This window comes from Actinopolymorpha sp. B17G11 (assembly GCF_040196095.1).
In the GTDB taxonomy this organism is placed as follows: domain Bacteria; phylum Actinomycetota; class Actinomycetes; order Propionibacteriales; family Actinopolymorphaceae; genus Thermasporomyces.
Map to the genome: position 1 here is coordinate 20945 of NZ_JBEFTW010000047.1, position 20237 is coordinate 41181.

General features: G+C 67.9%; 18 protein-coding genes. 8 read left to right on the forward strand and 10 right to left on the reverse strand.

What is annotated here, in order from left to right:
* Nucleotides 1-28: 28 nt before the first annotated feature.
* Nucleotides 29-1207 (reverse strand): amino acid deaminase/aldolase, encoded by a 1179-nt coding sequence (locus ABN028_RS31500; RefSeq protein WP_349699121.1) that lies wholly within the window; start codon nucleotides 1205-1207, stop codon nucleotides 29-31.
* A gap of 16 nt (nucleotides 1208-1223) precedes the next feature.
* On the opposite strand from ABN028_RS31500, the gene ABN028_RS31505 reads away from it, so the two are divergent.
* Entirely contained in the window at nucleotides 1224-2543 is a 1320-nt protein-coding gene (locus ABN028_RS31505) for a D-arabinono-1,4-lactone oxidase (protein ID WP_349699122.1), read from the forward strand.
* Nucleotides 2544-2555: 12 nt separating this feature from the next.
* Here ABN028_RS31505 and ABN028_RS31510 read toward each other — a convergent pair whose 3' ends face one another.
* The 5 genes from ABN028_RS31510 to ABN028_RS31530 are packed head-to-tail and all read right to left on the reverse strand — an operon-like array spanning nucleotide 2556 to nucleotide 8269.
* Nucleotides 2556-3473, reverse strand: a complete 918-nt coding sequence (locus ABN028_RS31510) for an ABC transporter ATP-binding protein (RefSeq protein WP_349699123.1) — start codon at nucleotides 3471-3473, stop codon at nucleotides 2556-2558.
* A gap of 16 nt (nucleotides 3474-3489) precedes the next feature.
* On the reverse strand, nucleotides 3490-4434 hold the full coding sequence (locus ABN028_RS31515; RefSeq protein WP_349699124.1) for an ABC transporter ATP-binding protein: 945 nt from the start codon (nucleotides 4432-4434) through the stop codon (nucleotides 3490-3492).
* Nucleotides 4427-5332 carry an ABC transporter permease gene (locus tag ABN028_RS31520; protein ID WP_349325798.1) on the reverse strand — a complete coding sequence of 302 codons (906 nt, stop codon included), beginning with the start codon at nucleotides 5330-5332 and terminating at the stop codon, nucleotides 4427-4429. Before ABN028_RS31520 ends, ABN028_RS31515 begins: the two co-directional genes overlap by 8 nt.
* A 10-nt stretch (nucleotides 5333-5342) precedes the next feature.
* Nucleotides 5343-6425, reverse strand: a complete 1083-nt coding sequence (locus tag ABN028_RS31525) for an ABC transporter permease (RefSeq protein ID WP_349699125.1) — start codon at nucleotides 6423-6425, stop codon at nucleotides 5343-5345.
* A complete protein-coding gene (locus tag ABN028_RS31530) occupies nucleotides 6422-8269 on the reverse strand; it encodes an ABC transporter substrate-binding protein (RefSeq protein ID WP_349325800.1) in 1848 nt (615 codons plus the stop codon). Before ABN028_RS31530 ends, ABN028_RS31525 begins: the two co-directional genes overlap by 4 nt.
* 384 nt (nucleotides 8270-8653) lie before the next feature.
* Here ABN028_RS31530 and ABN028_RS31535 point away from each other — a divergent pair, with 384 nt between their 5' ends.
* Nucleotides 8654-9505 carry a GAF and ANTAR domain-containing protein gene (locus tag ABN028_RS31535; protein WP_349699126.1) on the forward strand — a complete coding sequence of 284 codons (852 nt, stop codon included), beginning with the start codon at nucleotides 8654-8656 and terminating at the stop codon, nucleotides 9503-9505.
* A gap of 11 nt (nucleotides 9506-9516) precedes the next feature.
* On the opposite strand, the gene ABN028_RS31540 is transcribed toward ABN028_RS31535, so the two are convergent.
* From ABN028_RS31540 to ABN028_RS31550, 3 genes are all read right to left on the reverse strand, one after another.
* The gene (locus ABN028_RS31540) at nucleotides 9517-10152 is read right to left on the reverse strand and encodes a hypothetical protein (RefSeq protein WP_349693049.1); all 636 of its coding nucleotides are present in this window, start codon (nucleotides 10150-10152) and stop codon (nucleotides 9517-9519) included.
* A 113-nt stretch (nucleotides 10153-10265) separates the two neighbouring features.
* Nucleotides 10266-10943: a hypothetical protein gene (locus tag ABN028_RS31545; RefSeq protein ID WP_349325803.1), complete on the reverse strand. Its 678-nt coding sequence runs from the start codon at nucleotides 10941-10943 to the stop codon at nucleotides 10266-10268.
* An 80-nt stretch (nucleotides 10944-11023) separates the two neighbouring features.
* Entirely contained in the window at nucleotides 11024-11707 is a 684-nt protein-coding gene (locus ABN028_RS31550; RefSeq protein WP_349325804.1) for a response regulator transcription factor, read from the reverse strand.
* 268 nt (nucleotides 11708-11975) lie between these two features.
* Here ABN028_RS31550 and ABN028_RS31555 point away from each other — a divergent pair, with 268 nt between their 5' ends.
* Both ABN028_RS31555 and murJ read left to right on the forward strand, forming a co-directional pair.
* Nucleotides 11976-13109, forward strand: a complete 1134-nt coding sequence (locus ABN028_RS31555; protein WP_349699127.1) for a sensor histidine kinase — start codon at nucleotides 11976-11978, stop codon at nucleotides 13107-13109.
* A gap of 9 nt (nucleotides 13110-13118) precedes the next feature.
* Nucleotides 13119-14687, forward strand: coding sequence for a murein biosynthesis integral membrane protein MurJ (gene murJ / locus ABN028_RS31560; protein ID WP_349699128.1), 1569 nt, complete (start codon nucleotides 13119-13121; stop codon nucleotides 14685-14687).
* 55 nt (nucleotides 14688-14742) lie between these two features.
* Here the strand turns inward: murJ and ABN028_RS31565 are convergent, their stop codons facing one another.
* The gene (locus ABN028_RS31565; protein WP_349699129.1) at nucleotides 14743-15972 is read right to left on the reverse strand and encodes a hypothetical protein; all 1230 of its coding nucleotides are present in this window, start codon (nucleotides 15970-15972) and stop codon (nucleotides 14743-14745) included.
* 411 nt (nucleotides 15973-16383) lie between these two features.
* Between ABN028_RS31565 and ABN028_RS31570 the strand changes: the two genes are divergently transcribed.
* The 4 genes from ABN028_RS31570 to hpnE are packed head-to-tail and all read left to right on the forward strand — an operon-like array spanning nucleotide 16384 to nucleotide 20227.
* On the forward strand, nucleotides 16384-16860 hold the full coding sequence (locus ABN028_RS31570; protein ID WP_349699130.1) for a MarR family winged helix-turn-helix transcriptional regulator: 477 nt from the start codon (nucleotides 16384-16386) through the stop codon (nucleotides 16858-16860).
* A gap of 54 nt (nucleotides 16861-16914) precedes the next feature.
* Nucleotides 16915-17793, forward strand: a complete 879-nt coding sequence (gene hpnC / locus ABN028_RS31575) for a squalene synthase HpnC (RefSeq protein ID WP_349699131.1) — start codon at nucleotides 16915-16917, stop codon at nucleotides 17791-17793.
* On the forward strand, nucleotides 17790-18728 hold the full coding sequence (gene hpnD, locus ABN028_RS31580) for a presqualene diphosphate synthase HpnD (protein WP_349699132.1): 939 nt from the start codon (nucleotides 17790-17792) through the stop codon (nucleotides 18726-18728). Before hpnC ends, hpnD begins: the two co-directional genes overlap by 4 nt.
* The gene (hpnE, locus tag ABN028_RS31585) at nucleotides 18725-20227 is read left to right on the forward strand and encodes a hydroxysqualene dehydroxylase HpnE (protein WP_349699133.1); all 1503 of its coding nucleotides are present in this window, start codon (nucleotides 18725-18727) and stop codon (nucleotides 20225-20227) included. Before hpnD ends, hpnE begins: the two co-directional genes overlap by 4 nt.
* Nucleotides 20228-20237: the final 10 nt, after the last annotated feature.

Consider the following 20237-nt stretch of genomic DNA (forward strand, 5'->3'; position numbering starts at 1 on the left):
GGGGGATTCACGCGGAGAGGGAACGCCGTCAGCCGAATGCCCGGCTCTCACCACGATAGGTCGGCACGGTCGCGACCACGCGGTCCCCCTCGACCAGGTGCACCGACAGAAACCGTTCACAGATCTCGGCGGCCTTCGCCGGCCTGAACCAGACCCGGGAGCCGAGGCTCAGGGCGTCCGCTTCCCTTCCCCGCAAGGGCGTCTGGACCTCTCCGGCTCCTTCCGTACGAAGAACTCGCAGTCCAGGAGGAAGGTACGGCGTGGGAAGCCGGCTCCACCCCGCCGGGCCGGACGCGGGATAACCGCCGCCTGCGACCGTGACGGTCCGCGGCCCTGGTCGGCGCAGGACCGGCAACGCGAAAGCCACCGCGGGAACCGGACGGAACGTCCGGTACTGATCGAACAGCGTGGGACCGAAAAGACCCGACCCGGCGGTCACCTCCGTGACACCGTCGCCTGCCGCACTGACCTCCAGGCTGCCGGTGCCACCGGCATTGACGAACTCGAGATCGGCGTCGGAGGAAATGGCGTCGAGCACCCGCCGGCGGCGCCGGTCGATCTCCCGCGCCGACCGCGACTTCATCCAGCGGACGGCGGCGCCCGCGTCGGGAATCCCGGCGATCTGGGCTTCGTAGGTCATGACGCCGACCAGCCGGAATCCCGGTCGGCGCTTGATCTCCTGGGCCAGCTCCGAGGCCTGTGCGGGAGACCGGACCGGTGACCGTCTCGCTCCGACGTACAACCCGAGCGGACGCCACGAGGTGTCGATATCCATGCAGAGCCGGACAACGGCGTGGCCAGGACCGAGTACGGCGGTGAGAAAGTCGAGTTGCCCGACATCATCCACACATAGTGTGATGGCCGCCGCCAGGCTTTCCTCGTCGGCAATCCTTCGAAGGCTGGGCCGATCGACCGAGGGATAACCCATCACGATGTCGTCGACCCCATGGTCGGCCAGCCAGACGGCCTCGGCGAGAGAGTACGCAAGAACGCCGCCGAACCCCGGCCGCTGCAGAACCGCTTCCAGCAGGGACCTGACGCGGACCGACTTGCTCGCCAACCGCACCGGCGTGTCGCCCGCCCGCCGGACCAGATCGTCGGCGTTGGCGCGAAACGCCGCCATGTCGATGATCGCCAGCGGCGGCTCCAGGTCGGCCGTCGCGGCGTCGTAGCGCGCTCGGAGATCGTGCGCGTCGCCCGCTGCCATGCGACCATGGTCGCAAATGAACGCCGCCACGTGGCAGAACTGGGCCGGGACAGTCACCTCGCGGCCGCGGCGGGTCAGCACGCCGCGCGGTGTCGACGAGATCGCGGCCCTTGTCGCCGCTGCCCACCGGGACGGCCGCCGGGTGAAGGCCGTCGGCGCCGGGCACTCGTTCTCCCCCATCGCCGCCACCGACGACACTCTGGTCCGGTTGGACCACCTCACCGGCGTCCCGCAAGCCGACGTTGACACCGGCCTGGTCACCGTGCTCGCGGGGACGTCGCTCCATGCACTCAGTGCCATGCTCGCCCAAGCCGGGCTGGCGATGAGCAACCTCGGCGACATCGATTGGCAGACGGTGGCCGGCGCATTGTCCACCGGTACGCACGGCACCGGTGTGAAACATCCCGGCCTCGCGGGGCAGGTCGAGGCGCTCCAGTTCGTCAGCGCGGACGGTGCCGTCCAGACGTGCTCGGCGACGACCGATCCCGACCTCTTCGCCGCGGCTCGCGTCGGCCTCGGCGCTCTGGGCATCATCACCGCCGTCACCCTGCGCTGCGTACCCGCGTTCGTTCTCGTCGCCGACGAACGCCCGATGCCCCTCGGCGAGGCGCTCGCCGACCTCGACGATCTGGTCGATGCCCATGACCACTTCGAGTTCTACTGGTTCCCGCACACGATGCGTACGCTCACCAAACACCACGACCGCGCGCCGGCCGGTGACGCCCGGCCCCTGTCGAGGTTTCGTTCCTGGCTTGATGACGAGTTCCTCGCCAACCTGGTCTTCGAGTGGACGAACCGGGTGACCACGTCAGTCCCCCGGCTGACTCCGGCGGTCAACTCGGTCGCGGCGCGGGCGCTGTCGGCACGGACGTACGCCGACGCCTCTCATCGCGTCTTCGTCAGTCCTCGCCGGGTGGTGTTCCGCGAGAGCGAGTGGGCGGTGCCGCGTGCGGCCATCCCGGCGATGCTTGCCGACATCGGGAGCTGGATCGACCGCAGCGGCGAGCACATCTCGTTTCCGGTCGAGGTTCGGTTCGCAGCGCAGGACGACATCTGGTTGTCCACTGCTCATGGCAGGGAGACCGGCTATGTCGCCGTCCACCAGTACCACCGGCTTCCGTACGACCGATACTTCCGGGCTGTCTCCGAGATCGCCGCACGATATGAGGGGCGACCACACTGGGGAAAGATCCACTGGCTGGACGCCAGTGCGCTCCGCGAGCTGTATCCGCGCTTCGACGACTTCCGCCGCCTCCGCGACCGACTCGACCCGGGCGGCGTCTTCACCAACCCCTACCTCGACACGATCCTGGGCCCGCCCGGATCGCCGTCGTAGCCCGTCTGAGGTTCAGGGGAGGCGTACGTCGACCGCGTCGGCGTCCGCCGGGATCTCTGGGCCGGCTTCCTCCCGCTCGGCCTCTTCGAGGTTGATCCGGTCGGTCCAGCGAGCATCGGGGTCGGGTTGTGGGACCGATGCCAGCAGCATCTGCGTGTACGGATGACTGGGCCTGTGCATGACCTCCGCGACCGGTCCCCGCTCCACCACGCGGCCTTTCGTGATCACCATGACGTCGCCGCCGACGTAGTAGACCGTCGACAGGTCGTGGGTGATGAACAGCGTCGTCATTCCGTACGCCTGCTGGAAGTCGACGAGGATGTCGAGGAAGGTCTTGCGTACCTGCGCATCCAGCATCGACACCGGCTCGTCGGCGATGATGTACGCAGGTCGCAGCATGTGGACCCGGGCGAGCATGATCCGCTGCCGCTGGCCGCCGGAGAGCTGGTGTGGGTACCGACCGAGCACCTGGTCCGGGTCGAGCCGCACGGCGCGCAGCGACTCCTCCATCAGCTCCCGCGCCGCCGGCTTCGACTTCGCGAGGCCGAACTTCTTGATCGCCGTCGAGAGCACCCGGTCCACCCGATAGACCGGGTTGAAGATCGCGTACGGATCCTGGAAGACCGGCTGCACGTTGCGGCGGAAGTCGTCGTAGTCCGCCTTCGACAGCGAGAAGATGTTCTTGCCGCCATAGGTCACGGTGCCGCTGGTGGGCTTCTGCAGGCCGAGGATGATCCGCGCGATGGTGCTCTTGCCGCTGCCGCTCTGGCCGACCAGGCTGACGATGTGCGGCGGGTCGGTACTCAGCGTGAACGACGTTTCGTGGACGGCGGTGAGAAAGCCCGACGCCGTACCGCGGGCGTGGAACCGCTGAACAACGCCGTTCAGCTCGATGCTGTGCCCACTGATTCGCTCGGTCCGCTCGCTCATGGCGATTCCCTGTCGGTCATGGCACCTGACTCCGGCTCTCGTCGCGCGGTTCGCCCACCGGCTCGTTCCCTGCCCCCTTGCGCCATGGCGCCTCGCCGATCCGGGGGATCGACTCGATCAGGCTGCGGGTGTAGGGATGCTGCGGATTCTTGAACACCTGGCGGACGTCACCCACCTCGACCACCTTGCCTTCGTACATCACCGCTACCCGGTCCACGAGCTGGGCGTGCACGCCCATGTCGTGGGAGATGACGACGAGGGTGACGCCGAACTCGTCGCGGAGGTCGCCGAGGCTCTGCAGGATGACCCGCTGGATCGTGACATCGAGAGCCGTAGTCGGCTCGTCGGCCACCACCAGGTCTGGCTCGAGGGCGATGGACATCGCCATCAGGACGCGTTGCTTCATGCCGCCGGACAGCTCGTGCGGGTACATCCGCGCCACGTTGCTGTCAAGGCCGACTTGACGCAGCAGCCGGGGGATCATCGCGTTGACGTCACTGTGCCGGTCGACGCCGTGCTCGACGATGACGTCGCGGAACTGGTCGGCCACCCGCATGACCGGGTTCATCGAGTTCATCGACCCCTGCGGGAGGTAGGACAGCGTACGCCAGCGCAGCGCCCGAAGCCGGCGTTCGTCGACGGACAACAGGTCGACAGACGGCGAACCAGCAGGGTGGAAGGCGATCTCGCCACCGACGACGTATCCGGGCGGACGCAGCAGCCGGAGCAGGGCCACCGCCAAGGTGCTCTTGCCGCTGCCGGACTCCCCCGCGATACCGAGGATCTCGCCACGCCGCACCGTGAGATCGACGCCGTCGACGGCGGCCACGTCGCCGTGCGTCGTCCGGTAGTGGACCTCGAGACCCTTGACCTCCAGCACCGGCTCGGCCGCGGCCGCCTTGGCCGCTGCCGCCGATACCGTGCCGGCCGGGGCGTCATTGTTCTGCGTCGGGTCAGGCACCGGCCACTCCTCTCAACCGCGGGTTGTAGACCTCTTCCAGCCCGATATTGATGAGATTGAGTGCCGCGAAGAGCAGTGTGAGAAGGAAGATCGGCGCCACGAACATCGGCCACGCCCCCAGGGTCATCGCGCCGGTGCCGATCGCGGAGAAGATGATCTTCCCGAGGTCGATGGTCTCGCCGGGCCCGAGCCCGATCACCTCGAGACCGACCAGTGCGAAGATCGCGCCCAGCGCCGACGACGCGAACCCCACACCGATGTAGGGCAGCATGTTCGGGAGAAGCTCGTAGACGATGACCTCGATGTCGCGGAACTTCGTCACCTTCGCCAGCTCGACATAGGGCCGGGCGCGCAGGCTCAACACCTGCGACCGGATCGTGCGCGCCGCGAACGGCCAGCTGAAGGCCGCCAGCATCAGGCCCACCTCGACGATGCCGACGTTCTTGGTGTAGGCCGACAACGCGATCAGGAGCGGAAAGCTCGGGACGACCAGCACCATGTCGGTGATCGTCGACAGCGTGCCGTCGATGACGCCACCCTTGTATCCGGCGATGAACGCCATGATCACGCCGACCACCGTCGAGATGACACCGGCGATGGCGCCGACCTCGAGGGAGACCTTCAGCGCCCCGACCGTCATCGCGAAGAGATCCCGCCCGAACTGGTCGGTGCCGAGCCAGTGGTCCGGTGACGGCACGAGCCACTTCTCGTACGCCGCAATGGCGACCGGATCCTCGCCCCCGCCCACCAGAGCCGAGATCACGGGGCTGAGCAGCGCGAGCAGGATCAGCCCGATCAACAGCGCCAGGCCGACGCTGAGTTTCCAGCTCCCCCGTAGGGCACGACCGAAGGCACCCAGGGGCCGTCGCCACGCCACCGCCATCGTCGTCACGCTCATCCCAGACTCCCTAACGCCAGTACTTCACCCGCGGATCGAGCAGCGGGAGCAGCAGATCGAGAATGAGGTTGGCGGTGAGGACCGAGAAGATCGCCAGGTTGGTGACGCCCAGGATGGTGTTGAAGTCGAGGATGTTGATGGCATTCACCAGCGTCGCGCCCAGGCCCGGATAGTTGAACAGCTGCTCGACCAGCACATTGCCGTTGAAGATGAAGCCGAGTGAGATGCCGAACGCGGTCACCTGCGGCAGATAGCAGTTGCGCAGGGCGTACTTCGTGAGGATCCGCCGCGGGCGCAGACCCTTGGCCTGGGCGTAGGTCAGATAGTCCTCGCCGAGCACAGGAACCATCAACATCCTGGTCGACAACAACCATGCGAACACTCCGATCACCACGATCGACAATGCCGGAAGGAATCCGTAGCGCACCAGGCTCGCGATGAACTCCAGGCTCACCCCTGGGTCGATGCGCGCGTCATAGGCCGATCTGGCCGGCAACCAGTTCAGCTGGTACGCGAAGACGAATGTGAGGATCAGCGCCAGGAAGTAGTACGGCACGTGGGACAGCGCGATCGACAGGTTGGTGATCAGGTCCGCACCCACCTTGCCACGCCGCCACCCCGCGAGGGCGCCCGCCAACAGTCCGATCACCCACGCCAGCACGGCCGAGATGCCGAGCAGACCCATCGTCCACGGCATCGCCCGCATGATGACGTCCTGCGCCGGCGTCGGATAGTTGAGCAGCGACGGACCGAGGTCGTGCCCGATCAGCACCTGGTACATGTAGTGCAGGTACTGCGAGAAGACGTTTCCGTCGAGGCCGAACTCCGACCGGTAACGGGCGATGACCTCCGCGCTCGCGGCCTCGTTGTAGACGTAGTTCTGCTGCAGGGTCTGGATGAACGTCTGGATCGGATCCCCCGGAATCATCCGGAAGAAGAAGAACGCGACCGTCACCGCGCCCCAGAGCTCGACGAGGTAAAGACCAAAGCGGCGAATCGCGTAGTTGGCCAGCGGATGCCGGGCGAGCCAGAGCCGCACCCGGCCCGCCTCGACGACCGACTCCGCCCGCTCGGTCTTCGCGACCGCCGTCACTTCTTACCTGTCGGCTTCAGCCGACCGATGACGAACATGAACTGACCCCACCAGTTGTTCGGGACGTTGTACAGGTCATCCTGAGTGGGCCACCCCTCCCAGAACGTCGTGTTGTAGTACGCCGGATAGGCGGTCTGGATGACCGGGATCACCGGAAGGGTCTTGTAGTAGATCTCCATCGCCTGCTCGAGCAGCGGCTTCGCCTCGGCACTCTCCGGATCCATGTTCGCGAGCCTGGTGGCGATCCTGTCCATCTCCGCGTTACGGAACCGCACCTGGTTGCGCCCGACGGCGTTGACGCCGACCTTCTTGGCATAGCGGCTCTCCAGGAAGGTGTAGAGCTGACCCGGGTCCCATGACATGTTGCAGACCCAGGACGAGGAGATGTCGAACTGGCCGCGTTCGTACTTCTCACTGTGGACAGACCCGCTGTAACTGCGGACAGACGCGTTGAGTCCGAGCTTCTTCAGCTCCTGCGAGACCAGCTGGCCGATGATGAACTCCGCACCGTCGACAGGTGAGGACGTGATGATCTCGACGCTCGCCGGCTCGCCCTTCCACATCCGCTTGCCGTCGGAGCCCTTGGTCGCACCCATCTCGTCGAGCAGTTCCGCCGCGCGATCGGGGTTGTACTCGAGCTTGTAACTGTCGGCGACCTCCGGGATCTCCCACTTGTCGTTGCCGTCGTAGTCGGCCCAGGGATACTGCGCCGGTGGCGTCTTCACCGGCCAGACCGTGTTGCCCACCTTGTCGCGGTCGAGGACGTACGAGATCACCCAGTGCATCCTGGGATCGCTCATGATGCCGCGCGAGGGGTCGGAGTTCAGCCACAACGCCCGTGGGCAGGGGTCGTGGAACGGGGTTGTCACGAGGTTGGGGTAGTTCTGCGAGCGCAACACCTTCGCGTGTTCCTCGTCGAGCGAACCCACGTCGAACTCCGCGCGCTTGAACGCCTGGCTCGCGGCGTCCTGCGACTCGGCCACCGACTGGTAGATGACGAACTCCGGAGCTGGGTCGAGCTTCTCCTTGTTCCAGTAGTCGGGGTTCTTCTTCCACACGAACATCTTCTGGTTCGCGATCGCCCGGTCGAGCATGTAGGGACCGGTGCGTACCGGAGGATTGTCCTTGAACTTCGTCGGATCCTGGTCGGCCCAGATGTGGCGCGGAAGAACGTCGAAGCCCTCGGCGATCGTGCAGATGAACATGTAGTGCAGCCGCGGGTTGGACTTCTTCAGCTCCAGGACGGCCGTGTGCTCGTCGGGCGTCGCGACGTTCTCGACGAAGTCCTCGAGGTCGCCACCGCCACCCAGCAGGTCGGGGTTGTCCCGCATCAACTCGACCGTGAACTTGAAGTCCCCGGAGGTGAACGGCTCACCGTCGTTCCACCGCGCGTTGGGGTCGAAGGTGAACGTGAGCGAGGTGAAGTCGGCGTTGTACTCGTAGTCGGTCGCAAGCCACGGGATCAGCTCACCGGTCGGGAGGTTGAGATAGAAGAGGTACTCCCGGACCATGGTGGCGAAGCCGTTGCCGGCCTGGCTGCCGTTGGGGATGCGGATGTTGAAGCTGTTGAAGACCTGGTAGTCGACCTGGCCGATGACCAGGGTCTTCTCGCGCGGGGTCGGGATGTTGGCCCGGCCCACCACGGGAGCCTCGGCACCCTCCGGCGCCTCCCGCCCCTCGCCCGAGTAGCTGCCACCGTCGCCCGAGCACGCCGCCAGCGCGCCGCCGCCGAGAACCAGCGCGGCGCCGGCGCCGAAACCCGCCTTGAGTGCGTTGCGTCGGTTCATGACCTGGTATCGAAGGACGTCCTCGACGTCCTCGTACTTCTTCTCCGACGTTCCCATCCCGCCGACCCTCCACTTCGCGATGTCCCTGATGACGGGCGGGAGCGCTACCACACTGGGTAGGCCGAGGCGCCACGTCGGTGCGCCAAGTACATTGCCGGCTCCCGTCCAAGTCAACAGTGCGCCGTGCCCAGTTCAGGCCACATCGTGCCCACGCCCAGGTCCGGCCGGCATCGTTACCACATTGCGTGGTCAGGTCCGGCGATGGCGACGTGCTGGCATCGTTCCCACATTCCCCGCTCAGATCCGGCGACGGCGACCTGCCGGTCGAACCCGTGACAACCCGGTTTCGCACTCGTTCCACACGAGGAATCGATGGGGTAATCTGCTGTCGCCGTGCTGAGGGTGGGGGTGCCCACGGCGCCGTAACCGGGGGATGGTCGGATGTGTGAACAGCGGGTGAGCAAGGCCGTCATCGAGTTGGCCGACACCCTGGACGAGCAGTTCGACATCGCGGCGTTCCTGCGCCGGTTGGCACAACTGAGCGTCGATCTCCTCGCCGCCGACGCCGCCCGGGTGATGCTCGCCGACAATCACGCCACCCTGCAGGTCGTCGCTTCCTCGTCGCCGGCGGAGGCGCTGGCGGGCCTTCCTCCGCCGGCCACACCCGGCGACGGCCCGGGCCCCGAGTCCTACGAGAACGGCCGGTCGGTCATGTGCGCCGACCTGGAAACCGCCCGAGCCAAGTGGCCGGCGTACTCCGCCATCGCCCTGGCCGCCGGATTCCGCTCGGTCCACACCTGGCCGCTGACCCATCGCCACCACGTCATCGGCGCCATCGAGATCTACCGGACCGGCAGCGGTCAGTGCACCGACGCGGAGGCCGAGGTCGCGCTCACCCTCGTGCACCTCGCCACGATCAGCGTCCTGCGCGAACGGCGCCGCCAGGACGCCGACACCCTCGCCGGGCAGTTGCAGCAGGCCCTCAACAGCCGGCTCGTCATCGAGCAGGCCAAAGGCATCCTCGCCGAACGTGTCCAGCTCGGTGTCGACCAGGCGTTCGCGCTCCTGCGCGGCCACGCTCGACGCCACCAGCTGCGGCTCGCCACCCTGGCCGCGCAGGTCGTCGACGGCACGTACGACACGAGCCGCCTCATCCACACAGAGCTGCGGGCACGGCTCGACGCCCGATCCGGCTCGGGATCGAGGGCTGGCTCCGAACGACGCGGCGGCCGCAGCGGTGCCACCCTGCGGGCAGGCACCAGCAACGACCGCCGCGGTCGGAACGGACGCTAGGACTCCAGGTCCTACTTCGGCATCCGCGCGCGCACCCACTTCTCCAGTTCCGGGCCGGACTCGAAGCTGGTGATCATCGCGTACCTCGGCTCCGGACCCGGGTGGTAGACCGCGTGCCAGAGCCGCTCGGTGTCGACCAGGAACTGCGCGTTCCGCGGGAGCGGGATGTGCCGCTCCGTCGACGGGTCGTCCTTGTCCTCACGCAGCACCATGTAGCTGTCAGGGTCGTCGGTGAGATTCATCCACGCCCGGACCACCCATCCCTCACCGTCGGGGTTGAGCCGGTTGTTGTCGTCCTGGTGCAGGAACCGGGTCTGCACCTCCTCGAGGTTGGACGACGGGTTGAGCTTGATGATGCGGACCCGTCCGTACCGGACCCCGGAACTCTCCACCCAACGCTTCAGGGTGGGCGCCTTCTGGATGTTCTCGGTCCACACGCCGTCCTTGTCGGGCTTTCCGTACTCCCAGAATCCGCGCGGGTCGTCCGTGCCGTCCGCCGAGGCCAGGACGGCGAAATTCGTGTCACCGCCGGACTTCCAGTCCAGGTAATTGAGCGACTCCCACTCCTCGGGTGAGATACGCCCCTCGTACGGATCCAGGATCACGAAGCCATCACGCTTGAGGAGCTTGAGCTTGCGGTGCGCCATGTGTACATCCCTTTACGATCGCGCTCGGGGTTGCTTCACAGAGCCACTGCCCGGCACGCCGAAGGGTCAGCCCACCCTTTCCGGATGAACTCGCGAAAGCCGAGAGACGCCATTCACGCTGGCCGCACGATGGCAAAAGGTGTACCGGTCGCCTTCTGGCGCATGGGATTGTCCGCGAGAACGTCGGCCAGGATTCCCTTCGGAAGCGCGGCTTTTGACACACCGCGAATGGAGCCACCGAAATCATTGATGTCGGCGATCGCGACGCCGACGCCGAGTTTGGCTTCCATCTCGTCGCAGATCGCGCCCGCGACCTCGCCGTCGAGCGGCGGAAAGAGCAGATCCGCGTGCGGTGGACTCCCGCCGTCGATCTGGCGGGCAGGGTCTCCCGCGAGGCGGTAGAACGTCCCACGAATGCCGAAGGGCCTGGTCACGGCGGCCGCCGCCGCGGCGGCGAAGATCCGCACGCGACCGACGTGCTGCACGACCCACGCCATCTTCACCGGGACCGACAACCCCAGGGTGTCATGGTGCGTACGAATGAACCGAGACAGCAACCTCGCCTCCCAGCCCACCCGGACACTCTCGACCGGAATGGACTGGCCCGTCAGCAGCGCGGCCACCTTCTCGCTGACCACGATCGTGTCGCCCGGACGGCGTTCTGAGCAGTACTCGAGCAGGACCGCGGCGAGATCATCGTCCGGGCCGAGCCAACGAGTCCGGACCGTGAGCCGGCCGAAACATCGGTTGTCGACCGTCACCATCGTCCATCGAGCCGATTCTGCACCCACGTTCGAAACCCCCCCGAGACCTGCCGTCGTGCCCGTTGCCGGTGTCATTCTGGCTGGTCCGTGCAGAGGGCTCCCCGAGATTAGACTTTCGTCATTCGACGGCTCGCGTGCACGAGCCGATACCCCACACCGCGGACCGTCTCGATGCGTTCGGCGCCGATCTTGCGGCGCAGGTAACGCACGTAGACGTCCACCACGTTGGAGCCCGGGTCGAAGTCGTACCCCCACACATGGGAAAGCAGCTGCTCCCGGGTGAGCACCTGGTCGGGGTGGCGGAGCAGGAGTTCGGCGAGCAGGAACTCCCGGGTCGTGAGCTCGACCGGGCGCCCCGACACGTACGCCCGGCGCGTCCGCAGGTCGAGGGCGAGGTCCCCGTTGCGCACGATGGTCGTCGTCGGGCTGTTGGCCGCGCGGAGCCGGAGCCGGATCCGCGCGAGCAGTTCTTCGAACCTGAACGGCTTGCTCATGTAGTCGTCGGCGCCGCCGTCCAGACCCGCCACCGTGTCGTCAACCGAGTCCCGTGCGGTGAGGATCACGACCGGGATGGAGTTGCGAGCCTCACGAAGACGCCGCAGGACCTCGAACCCGTCAGTGTCCGGCAGGCCGATATCGAGGACGAGAAGATCGAAATCGCCCGTCGCCGCATGGTCGAGGGCGGTCGCACCATCGGTCACCGTCGTCGGCGAGAATCCGTTGGCCCGCAATCCTTTCTCGATGAATCCGGAGATCCCGGACTCGTCCTCCGCGATGAGGATGTTGCTCATACCCGCCCCCTCGTGCTCGATCGTTTTTGTCGCTCAGAAACGGAGGCTCCCCGCTCACGCGAAACCTGCCGACGAAAGAGCGGCCCACCCAGGACACGTCGAGATCAGACCCGATGCAGCCTGCCACTCAATTAGCGTGTTCCCCGTGAGGTGTCACAAAACACCGGCATTCGTACGAAGGATTAAAATCGTTGGATTCGTACAACAAATCTTTCGATAGCGTCGATAATCGCACCTAGATCGGGCGAAGAAACTCGGGGGCGACGTGGTGACGTCGACGGCAGGTGTGCACAGGGCCGGCGGCCCGGCAGTGCTCGCGCGACGGCCCACCCGCTCCGCACAGCTCAAGATCGTCGGACTGGCGGTCTTCGCTGCGGCGGTGGGGGTCGCCCTCACCGCGACGGGATATCTCTTCCTGGTGCCGGCTGGACTGTTCCTGGTCGGGTTCGCGACCTGGCCGATCGCCGGTCGCATCCTCGCCCCGCTGGCGACGAACCGGTACCGCGAGGTCCTCGCCGACGCCGGCCACGAGCTTCGTACGCCCCTCACCATCATGCGCGGGCACCTGGAGCTGCTGGACGCCACCAGCCGCGACGAGGTGGCTGACACCCGGACGCTCCTCCTGGACGAGGTCGACCGGATGGCCCGGCTCGTCGACGACCTCGCCACTCTCACCACCTCCGACGGCCCGGGTTTCCTCCGGCTCTCACTCGTCGAGGTCGGCGCGCTCGTCGACGACGTTGCCGCCAAGGCACAGACGCTCGGCAACCGCGACTGGCGGATCGAGATCCACGAGCGCGGCTATGTCGTGGCCGATCCGCACCGCCTCACCCAGGCGCTCCTCCAGCTGCTCGACAATGCGGTCCAGCACACCGGCGAGTCCGACGCGGTGGCGATCGGTTGCCGCATCGACCGCGCCGCCGGGGACGTACGCCTGTGGGTCCGCGATACCGGCCCCGGCGTACGTCCGCGTGATGCGCAACGGATCTTCCGCCGGTTCGAGCGCGGCACGGCCGCCACTCCCCTGCGTGGCTCCGGCCTCGGCCTCGCCATCGTGCGGGCCATCGCCCAGGCACACGGGGGAAGGGTCACCCTCGAGTCCACCCCAGGTGCGGGTGCCACCTTCTCCGTCGTACTCCCACTCGTCCACAGCCGGACCGCGGGTGCCCGCGGCGGTCCCGTCGGCGTGGGCGTAGGCGCGGCCGTCGGTGCTGGCGTCGGCGCTGGCGGGAGCCCTGCCGGCGGCGGCGAGGGCGAGACGACGACCAGCCGACCAGAGCAGGAGACAGTGCTTGCGAACCGGACCGGCAGCGCGTGGCCCTCGCCGGCACGCCACGAGGGCCCGCGTGGTGGCGCCATGGCGCCACACCATCGCTACGACAACCGCGACGTACGCACCTGACGGGCCGGCGTGAGCGCGACCCGGCGGACCGTCGTCCGCTCCTCGGTGCTGCTTGCCGGGCTCACGGCAGTGAGCCAGGTTCTCGGGTTCGGCCGCGACGCGGTGATGGCGGCGGTGTTCGGCGCGTCGTCGTCGGTCGATGCGTTCCTCGTCGCGCAGGGCCTGATGAGCGTCGTTCTGGGTCTGATCACCGGTGCGATGGCCCGCGGCCTCATCCCGCCGGTCGCGCGCGCGGTGGACGTCGGCAACGTGGCGGCCGGCCACCGCACGGTGCGGGTCTCGTTGACGGTAACCGTGATGGTGCTCGTCGCCGGGTCGGTCCTTATGTTCGTCGCGACGAAACCCCTTCTCAGCGTGCTCGCACCCGGCTTCGACGCCGCGACGGCCGACGAGGCGGTCCGGCTGACCCGGATCGTGCTGCTGGCCACCGTGTTCATCGCGGGTACGAATCTGCTCGCCGCCGCCGCGCAGGCACACGGCAAGTTCTTCTGGTCCGGCATCCAGGGCATTCCGTTCAACATCATCATGATCGCCTGCGCGGTGTTCCTCGGTGGGCAGTTCGGCGTCGGGGCGCTCGCGGTCGGGTTCGTGGTCGGGTCGGTCGCGAGGTTCCTGTTCCAGCTGCCCGCCGTCACCACGATCCGGCTGAAGCTCCGCCCGTCGTTACGGCTTCGCGACCCCGGCTTCCGCGAGGTGCTCGCCCTCGTTCCGCCGCTCCTCGTCGGCAGCGCGATCCTCAACGTCAACACCATGGTCGACCGGGCCGTCGGATCGGCGCAGGGTGCCGGAACCATCGCCTCACTGAGCTACGGCTGGCGAATCGTGACGCTCGCCGAAGTCGTGCTGGTGACGGCGTTCACGACGACGCTGTTCCCTGCGTTCTCGACGCTCGGAGACCCGTCGCGCCGGGCTCATCTGCGTCGAACCACCGAGCGGGTCCTCGGCGTCACCCTTGTCCTCATCACCCCGGTCGTCATCGTGCTCGCGATTGCGGCCAAGCCGATCGTCGTCCTGCTGCTGGCGCGCGGGAACTTCGATGCCCGCGCTGTGGAGCTCACCACGCTCGCGGTGTCGCTCTACGCGGTCGCGCTCGCGGGTCTGGCCGTCCGCGAGGTCGTCGCGCGTACCTGCCTCGCCGTGGGTGACAGTCGTACGCCGGTCCTCACCGCGCTCGCCGCGATGGCGGTCAACGTCGCCGGGGACCTCACTCTGGGCGTGCGGTACGGCGTGAGCGGCCTGGCGGCGTCGACGTCACTCTCGGTCCTCGTGGCGGCGGTCATGCTCAGCGTGTTGACCGCACGTCGGCACCGGGCGGTCGCCCTGAAGCCGCTCGGGCGGACGGTTGTCGCGGTCCTCACCGCTTCGGTGGTGTCCGCTGCCGCCGGCTGGCTCGTCCTCCGGGCGGTCGACGTCCGGGACGCCGTGCACGCGCTCCTTGCGTTGGGCGCGACCGGCACCGTCTGCCTGGCGTCCTACACGGTCGTCGTGGTGGCACTGCGGGTACCCGCCCTCGCCGAACTGCGCGCCAGCCTGCACGACCTTCGCCTGCGGAAGACGCCGTCCGCTCCGCCCGACTGATTTCCGCCTGCCGTCCGGCTAACGGATGCGTCCTCCAGTCCGCTACCGGCTCCGCCTATCTCAGCCCGCCCCTGACCCCTCTCTGGCCGATCTCGTCGGCGATCTCCGCCGGGGTGGGCGGCTCTGGGTTCTTGACCTCACCAGGCCCCGAGTCCGATGGCACGTCGCCCTTACCGTTCCATCCCTCGTCGAGGGCGTCGAGCTCTGCCTCCGTTTCGGCAGTTTCGTTGTAGATCGGTGCAGTGCCGTCGGGACCCTTGCCGGAGGCGTTCTTGTGCCAGTAGTCGTCGAGCCTCTGACGTTGCATGTCGCCGCTGAGGATGTTGTCGATGCGTTCCTGATTGTTGTTCTCGATGTAGGCGTACCTGTGCATGACGGCACTCATGCCGCCGTACATGCCCTTGGCCTGCCCGTAACAGTTGGCGATGTCGGTCCGACGGTGGGCGAGTGCCTGCCGCCAGGTGTGGAGGACCTGTTGGGCGTTGGCCGACGTTCCGAAGGAGTACTGGTCGACCGCATGCCACGCCTCCTCCATAGACCTCGCCGCCCGTTTGATCCCGGCGATCGCGGGGAGCATCGCCTGTCCCGCGGGGCGTGCGATGTTCAAGTCGATCTCGGTCTTTGATGGCGGGCCGCCGGCACCGGTCAGGGGGTTCTTCAAAGACAGCTCGTACGCGAAGGGTTTGACCAGCACCAGCACGTTCTCGTCGATCCGATCGACCTCGGCGGTCACCCCCCTTTTCAGGCGCTCGATCACTCCCAGCAGCTCCAGCCGCGCATCGCTACGCTCCTGCTGATCGTTACTGTGGAAGATGCGCTCCACCGCCTCCTTCACCTTCGAGTCGTCGGCGATGTCGCCAGCAGCCTTCCAAGCGTTCTTGGTGAGATCTTTCATCGCCTGATGGGTTGTTCCCTCTCCGGACGCCATGACCTTCACCATGGCCTGGAGCTCCTCCACGACGCGGCGGCAGTTCTCCAGGACACTGGCGGAAAAGTCCAGGAACACCTCGGCGGCAGCACCCTTCCACGCTGTCGCGAGGGCGTTGCGCTGCTTGGTGAGCTCGTCGATCGCCGTCTGCATCTCGCCCATCCCGCTGCTCGGCCCCCGGCCGACGTGGTTGGCGCTGTCCCAGGGTTTCGACTCGTCCCAGTCAATCCATGCCAGGATCGTCGCGATCGGGTCACCGCGCCCGCTGTCTGCGATGTGCAGGAAGGCCAGAGCCCGGCGGACATCAGCGAGATCGTCGTATGCCCGTTGCAGGTTGCTGTCCAGTAGCCCAGTCATGGCGGCTCCTTGGTCGAGCGTTTCGCGCGGGCAGCCATGCAGTCGACAGTCGACGTCGCGCCAAGCGCGGTGCTGTGCCACCCAGTCCGGGCGATGCTCTCGAACTCCGCTGTTTTCTGCCTGTAGTCCGAGCCGCGTTGGACTCCGCCGACCCGTCACTCTGCGCAACACGTGCGGCTGCCGTACTGTGCGCGGGCCGGACATGCGTCGAGCGCGGCGACCCCGGGTCCGCCATTCGACACCTCGGCGAGCCGGGAAGGGGTCCCACCGACCGCAAGGCATGCTCAGCGTGGTCATTATCCGGCGGCGACATTCGCACTGAACGCCCCGACAATGCGATCGGCCAGCCTACGATGTGGCAGTGCGACATGCGGTTTTCACGGGCCGCCCAACCCACCGGATCTCACCTGCATGGAACGCCTCACCGACGAGCAGTTCCGCAGCCTCTTCCTTTATCGTTATGCGCTGCGGCGCTTCCTGCTGCGTGGTGCACAAAGTGCCGCCCGGGTCGGCCTCACCTCCCAGCAACATCAACTTCTGCTGATCCTTCGGGCGTGCCCTGAAACCACACCGCCGAGTATTCGCGAAATCGCCGACTATCTTCTGGTCCGACATCACAGCGCGGTCGAACTCGTGGCCAGGGTGGAGGCGATGGAACTCGTACGCCGCGCGCCAGATCCCCAAGATCAACGGATCGTACGCCTTCACCTCACCCCCCGTGGCCGCCAACGAATCGAGGAAATGGCCCCGACCCACCTGGCGGAGTTGCACGAGGTGGCGGCGGCACTCAACGTGTCCGAGGGCCTCATTCGAGAAATTGCGGAACGATATCTTCACGGCGTTTCCCGCGACATTGCCCACACTTCAGACGGTCATCCCCTAAGCTGAAATCGCAATAGCTCGTGACCCGATAGATAGGGTTCAGCGGGGCGGAGGCGAGCGGTGAGTGCCTGGGATCCACAACGCGTCGGCCCGCCTGCCATCGGAGCCGATGATCCGTTGGCAAAAGCAGGTGGCGAGAACTTCCCGGTGGCCCTGCGGGTGCTGCCGCCACGAATCAGAAATGACCTGCAGGCGCTCTACCGCTTCGCCCGCCATGTCGACGACACGGGCGACCTGGGCAACGGTGACCGCATGGCCCGGTTGCGCACCCTCGACGCCCTCCGCGCCGATGTCCTAGCGCTGTACGACGGAAGTCGGGCGCCATCGGACCCGGTGGTCGCCGCGCTCGCCTCACCCATCGCCCGGCGCCGGTTGCCGGCCGACCCGCTGCTCCGCCTGATCGAGGCCAACCGGCAGGACCAGCGGGTCTCGCGGTATGCGACGTTCGACGATCTGGTCGGCTACTGCCGGCTGTCCGCCAACCCCGTCGGCGAACTGGTGCTTCACGTCTTCGGCAAAGCGACGCCGGAACGGGTCGAGCTCTCCGATCGGATCTGCACCGGCCTCCAACTGGTCGAGCACTGGCAGGACGTCGCGGAGGACTACCGCATGGGCCGGGTCTATCTGCCCCAGGAGGACCTCCACGCCTTCGGCGTCGCGGAAACCGACCTCGCCCTTCCGTCCGCGTCCGCCGCACTGCGCTCCCTCATCGCGTTCGAGACCGAACGCGCGGAGGCGTGGCTGATCGCCGGCACTCCCCTGCTCGCCGCACTGACCGGCCGGGCCCGGCTCGCCGTCTCGGGCTACATCGCCGGCGGTCGGGCCGCGTGCACAGCTCTGCGCCGAGGCGACTACGACCCGCTGCGACGGGTACCGAAACCCACATCGCGTCATGTGGCGGGTGCCTGGTTACGGAGCGTTGCAAGGGGGTGGGGATGACCGCGGGGGACAGCAACCGCGCAGAGTCGCCGGCACCGGCGTCGAAGCCGGCGTCGACGCCGACAGTCGTCCGGGCGTACGCCGTCTGCGAGGCCATCACCCGCCAGGAGGCGCGGAACTTCTCCTACGGCATCCGGCTGCTGCCGGCGGCGAAGCGGCGCGCGCTGTCGGCTGTCTACGCGATGGCGCGGCGGATCGACGACATCGGCGACGGTGACCTGCCGGACGAGGACAAGCTCCGCGGGCTCGCCACCGTCCGAGCCCAGGTACGTCAGATCGGGGCGTACGAACGTCTGGCGCACGGGAGAGCCGACGACCCGGTGCTCACCGCGCTCGCCGATGCGGCCGGGCGTTTCCCGATCCCGGTGGCGGCGTTCGACGAGCTGGTCGACGGCTGCGAGGCGGACGTCCGCGGCCACCAGTACAAGACGTTCGACGACCTCGTCGGCTACGCCCGGAGCGTCGCCGGTTCGGTGGGGCGGCTGTCGCTCGGCGTCTTCGACCCGCCCGACCAGGCGCGCGCGGCCCCGCTGGCGGACACCCTGGGTGTCGCACTCCAACTCACCAACATCCTCCGCGACCTGCGGGAGGACCGGCAGCGTGGCCGGATCTACCTGCCGGAGGAGGACCTCGAACGGTTCGGCTGCTCGCTGGAGGTGGACGCCGGCGGCGCACTCGCGGGCTCGCCCGGGTTCGCCGACCTGGTGCGGTTCGAGGCCGAGCGCGCGGAGACGTGGTACGCCCGAGGGCTCGGACTCCTCCCGCTGCTCGACCGCCGCAGCCGCGCGTGCACGGCCGCGATGGCCGGCATCTACCACCGCCTGCTGGGCCGGATCCGTACCGACCCGGACGCGACCCGGCACACCCGGTTGTCGTTGCCGGGCCGGGAGAAGGCAGCCGTCGCTGCCCGCGCGATCCTGCGGGGTACGGCATGACGGCGCCCGAGGCAGGGCAGGACCCGGAGGCAGGGCCGGCAGCCTCCCTCACCGGACGATCGGTCGCGGTCGTCGGCGGTGGTCTCGCGGGCATCGCGGCGGCCTGCCGGCTGGCCGACCGGGGTGCTGCGGTGACGCTGCTCGAGGCGCGACCGCATCTCGGCGGCGCGACGTACTCCTTCCCTCGCGGCGACCTGACCGTCGACACCGGGCAGCACGTGTTCCTGCGGTGCTACGAGGCCTACCGCTGGCTGCTCGACCGCCTTGGCGTGAGCGCCGACGCCCCGGTGCAGGAGCGGTTCGCCATCCCGGTCCTCCACCGCGGCTCCGCTGACCTGCCCTACCGGACGGCGTGGCTCCGCCGCAGCCGCCGCGGTCCCGCACCGTTGCACCTGGGCGCGGCCCTCGCGCGCTACGCACCGCTGTCGCTCGCCGACCGCGCCCGGCTCACGCCGGCCGTCCTCGCCCTGCGTACTGTCGACCCCGACGACCCGGCGAACGACACCCTCACCTTCGGCAGCTGGCTGCGCATCCGCGGCCAGAGTGGGCACGCCGTCGACCGGCTGTGGGCACTCATCACCGTCGCTGCGCTGAACCTGCACCCGGACGACGCCTCGCTTGGGCTGGCCGCCCGCGTCTTTCGTACCGGCCTGCTCGAGGACTCCCGGGCCGCCGACCTCGGCATCCCGGCCGTGCCGCTCCGCCAGCTGCACGCCGAACCCGCCGCGCGGCTCCTCGCCCATCTCGGCGTACGCCTGCACACGAAGGCGAAAGTAGCCGCCATCGTGCCGGCCAGGGACCGCGACACCGCGGGATTCCTCGTTCGTACGCACGACGGCGAAGTCGCGGTCGACAGTGTCGTCCTCGCGGTCCCCCACCAGGCGGCGGGCACCCTGGTCCCGGAGCAAGCAGCACCCCTGCGCTACCGCTGGACCGGGCTCGGGTCCTCCCCGATCGTCAACGTCCACCTGCACTACGACCGGTCGGTGATGCCGCTCGCGTTCGCCGCCGCACTCGACTCTCCCGTGCAGTGGGTGTTCGACCGGAGCCAGGCGGCCGGCGTCCACTGCGGCCAGTACCTTGTCGTCTCGCTCTCCGCCGCCCACCGCCACATCGCGACGCCGGCCGAGGAGCTCGAGCGCCAGTACGCCGACGCGATGGTCGCTCTCTTTCCGCGGGCCCGCGACGCACGGCTCATCGAGTCGTTCGTCACCCGTGAACCCCATGCCACCTTCCGCCAGGGTCCCGGGACGGCCGCGTTGCGGCCGGCACCGCGGACGGAGTTGCCCGGCCTGGTCCTTGCCGGAGCGTGGACGGCCACCGGCTGGCCGGACACGATGGAGGGCGCTGTCCGCAGTGGCCTCCGCGCGGCGGACTCGATCGATCGCGACCCACACGCCCTCGGACGGGTGCTCACGGAGGCCACAGTGACCGAACGAAGTGAGGTCATGAAAAAGCACAGCACCATGGTCATGGGGCCGACGAAGGAGGTCCCATGACCGAACGAAG